Origin of the sequence: Acinetobacter sp. YH12201 (assembly GCF_013418145.1) — a bacterium.
Taxonomy (GTDB): Bacteria; Pseudomonadota; Gammaproteobacteria; order Pseudomonadales; family Moraxellaceae; genus Acinetobacter.
The window spans coordinates 1-4,197 of sequence record NZ_VPCP01000134.1; the positions used below are offsets into that span (position 1 = coordinate 1).

Annotated in this window: 2 protein-coding genes; both read left to right on the top strand. The window is 39.0% G+C overall.

The window, feature by feature from the left end:
* The first annotated feature begins 490 nt into the window (after window positions 1-490).
* The gene (locus FTU91_RS15685; protein ID WP_180082805.1) at window positions 491-1,711 is read left to right on the top strand and encodes an integrase arm-type DNA-binding domain-containing protein; all 1,221 of its coding nucleotides are present in this window, start codon (window positions 491-493) and stop codon (window positions 1,709-1,711) included.
* Between the two features lie 411 nt (window positions 1,712-2,122).
* Window positions 2,123-3,757, top strand: a complete 1,635-nt coding sequence (locus FTU91_RS15690; RefSeq protein WP_180082806.1) for a SulP family inorganic anion transporter — start codon at window positions 2,123-2,125, stop codon at window positions 3,755-3,757.
* Window positions 3,758-4,197: the final 440 nt, after the last annotated feature.

Consider the following 4,197-nt stretch of genomic DNA (forward strand, 5'->3'; position numbering starts at 1 on the left):
GAGTTACACCGTGACAGCCTATGGAATTGAGGTAATCCCAAGCGCAATAGCAATTGGTTCTTGATGATGAAGTAGGAATTAAACATTAAACCCACGTAAGTAGGTTTAAGTAGGTTTTAAATAACGGTTGCCAAATTCAGTGGTTCTTTGCCAATATTCTATTCATTCACATCATACTCCTGTTGCCTGACCGTTTGACTGTCTTATTGTCTTCGTTGGGGGGGGCATATTTGGATACATAAAAAACTCGCTGATCAAGTTAATTTAACTCTTTCTCGGCATTAAATTCCTAGAGCAGCAGTTTCAGATATCTTGCAAGTAATATTGGTGGTACTTAATCTGGTAACTAAAAATGAAATACTAAAAATTAAATTAATATAAAACAATAAATTAAAAAATAGTATGATGCGTATGATACGCATCACATAAAAATTGCTTAAATTTGCTATAATTAAAATCTGCAGTGTCATTAGTGGTTGGGTTTAAATTTATGAGTCTTACGGAAGTGAAGGTACGCCAGGCCAAGCCCAAGGAGAAAGTTTATTTTCTTACAGATGACGATGGCTTAAGTTTGAAGGTGGAATCGAATGGACGTAAATCTTGGAGTTATCGTTATTCAGTAGCAGGTACTAATAAGCGTCCGCGAGTGAAGTTGGGCGAATATCCTTTCATGTCATTAAAACAGGCCAGAACCGCCCGGGATGAATATAAATTTAATGGTTATAAAAATGAAACAGTACATAAAAAAAATATAAAAACATTTCAAGATATTTGCGAAGAATGGTTGGAGTTTAAAATAAAAAACTCTTTTAAAGATGAACCTCGTTGTGGTGTTATTCAGTTAGCAAAAAAATGTTTAAATCATGAGGTTTATCCTGATTTAGGAGATATACCATTTAATGAAGTGAAACGATATGATTTAGTGACTATCGTTAAAAATATAGAAGCACGTCATGTCAAGGAACCGGTTAAAAAAGCCTACAGTTATTTAAACCAAATTTATGATTATGCTGTGGCAATGGGTTACTGTGAATATAATATTGCTCACGGATTAAATAAAATATTAATAAAAAATAAAATCAAAAAAAATTATCCTTATTTAAAATCAGAAAATTTACCTAATTTTATAACCAGATTGAGTCAAGTTAATACGGACCCTATCATAAAAAAAGCCTTATTATTTAAACTTTATACTGGAGTTCGTGGGGCTGAGCTTCTACTTTGTGAACCACATCATTTTGATTTAGATAATAAAATTTGGAAAATACCAGCTTTGCATATCAAACAGTTCCGACGGAAAGTCATTTTAGGCCATGATATTCCTGATTTCCTAGTCCCTTTATCAGCCCAAGCAATTACTCTGATAAAATCGGCTTTAGCTTGGTCTCATGGTGAAAAATATGTATTTTCTAGCCCCCGTTATCCAGATAGACCTCTGCATTTTAATACATTAAATATAACCATTCGAAAAATGGGCTATGATAAGGATGAACTATCTGCACATGGTTTACGTTCTACTTTTAGTACTATATTAAATGAATCTGGATTATTTCAGTCAAATTGGATTGAAGCGCAACTATCACATACGGATAAAAATAAAACACGGGCAAGCTATAATCATGCTGAATATCTTTTACAACGTATTGAAATGATGCAGTGGTGGGGGAATTATATCGCTAGCCTAGTTAAGGATCAGGTTGCACAAGATTAATCTATATAGGCTTCTTCCATAAATTATTCTTACTTAACTGCAATGTCTAGATTGAGGCAGTTAAATTTAATCAAATTAAATCTCAAATTCGCTTTTTTACTCGGTTACCGACAATACTCATCAAGTATTTTAAACTGCCAGATATATGATCAGTCCCCATTCTTCTTTTATTGATTTATGATAGGAATCTCATATTGATCAGATAGCCAAGTTCTAATTAAAACCGCTTTTTTTACAGACTTTTATTTGACTGATTTGTTATGCTGTCGGATGATTGATGAACACAATTTTCATGTGGCACGTGATTTAGGACGGCGTCAATTAATTATCGCCGATGGTGATCACCACCTTTGTGCGGTGTACCTGCAGCATGAAGATGCCCTCACCGACTATACAAGATTTGACTAGTCTATGACAGCTGCTAAAAAGTTCCCTATTTTTGATGTGATTGCAGGTTTATCTATCGCAGGTTTACTGCTGCCTGAAGCGGTCGCCTATTCCAATATGGTCGGGTTGCCACCGCAAAGTGGTCTGGTGGCACTGGTGCTGGGCTTAGTGCTGTATGGTCTGATCGGGAATAGCCGTTTTGCGATAGTTTCTGCGACCTCATCTTCTGCTGCAGTCATGAGTTCAGGTCTGGCAACCATAGTCATGTTTTCTTCGCCGGAACGGGCAGGTCTGGCCTATACCCTGGTATTTCTGTCGGGCATTTTACTGGTGATCGCAGGGTTATTTAAACTTGGAGATGTGACACATTTTATTGCAAAACCTGTACTGAAGGGTTTTTCCTTTGGCCTGGCACTCAGCATTGTGCTGAAGCAACTTCCTTTAGTATTACAGGTACATCCCGAACATAGTAATTTTTTTCGTCAGTTGTGGGAAATGCTACAAGCCTATTCGAGCTGGAACTGGCATGCTTTGATCATGGGACTTTGTACCTTTTTCACTTTGCAATTAACCCAGCGCTATAAAACTATTCCAGTGGCCTTGTTGCTGATTATTTTAGGTATTAGTTTCAATGTGATGGGATATACCCACGCATGGGGAATCCGTTCTGTTGAGCATTTTGAGTTGGTTCTACCGAGTATTCATTTGCCTCAGTTGAGTATGAATAGCTGGTTGCAACTGGTAGAACTTTCACTGGCCGTTGCACTGATTATTTATGCCGAATCTTATACTTCAATTCGTAGCTCGGCCCTAAAATACCATGATGCAATCCAGCCAAATCGTGACCTGATTGCATTGGGTGTGAGCAATATCTGCTCAGGACTGTTTAAGGGAATGGCGGTTGGAGCAGGTTATTCGGCGACTTCAGCCAATGAATCTGCAGGGGCAAATAGCAAAAAATCAGCCTGGGTAGCAGCGCTGGCCGTGGTGATTTTTTTACTGTTTTTTCGCCAGTATATCGCCAACATTCCTGAACCCGTTTTGGCGGGTATTGTGATGTATGCAGTCAGTGGACATATTCGTTTTGCCCCATTTAAACAGTATTTTATCTGGCATAAAGATCGCTTGTTGTCGATTATTGCAATTTGGGCAGTGATTATTTTTGGTGTGCTCAATGGGTTACTGATTGCAGTGCTGGTGAGCATTTTAATGTTATTGAAAAGCTACTCTGTTCCTCGAATTGCCTGGCTTGGACGTCTCAATGGCGGGCATGATTTTGTTGATATTAACCGTTTTCCTGAAGCTGTAGCACCTGATGCTATTTTAATTGCACGGCCTGATCACCCCCTGTTTTTTGCCAATGCAGAAAAAATCTGTCATGCAATTCTAAAAAAGGTTTCTGAGCAAAATTATCAGCATGTGATTTTGAATCTTGAAGAATGCCCAAGCCTTGATAGTACCAGTATTGAAGCATTGTTATTGTTGGCTGAGCATTTGCAAGAGGAGGGGATTAAGCTAAAGTTGGCACGCGTACGCCGTTCAGTCGCAGAAACTTTATTGTATGTGAATAGTCCTTTATTCCCCCGGCCGAGTTATGATGCACAAAGTGTCGATGATGCCGTGAGCCAGATAGAAAATCATCGTTCGACAGCAACTTAAGCGCACGGCGTAAACCACGCGTACGATACAACTCTGGAAAAAACGACTGAGAGCATCCTCTACCTGATCGTCCAGTTACAATCAGCAAAATGCGAATCTTGCTGGGTGGAAAACAATACACTGATACTTTATGGGCAGAACATTTTGCTGTCAGCACACATGCAGTATTTAAAATATGTACTTGCTCAAAGCTGATCCTGACAGTGTACTATTTTAATAGGATCTGTCAGGTTATATCGGACAATTGATCAAGAGCAATGACTTGACATACTCCCCCCACTTTCGACTAGCTCCTTGCGAAACTCGTTTCTCAGGGATTCTAAAAGCAAAGGCTCTTAGGCGACTTCCTCACGGATTTCGCTTGCTTTCTGCTTCGCAGGGCGACCTTTACTGCGTCTTCCCTCCACAGACAAAACGGTATGTCCTACCGCTAAGATGTT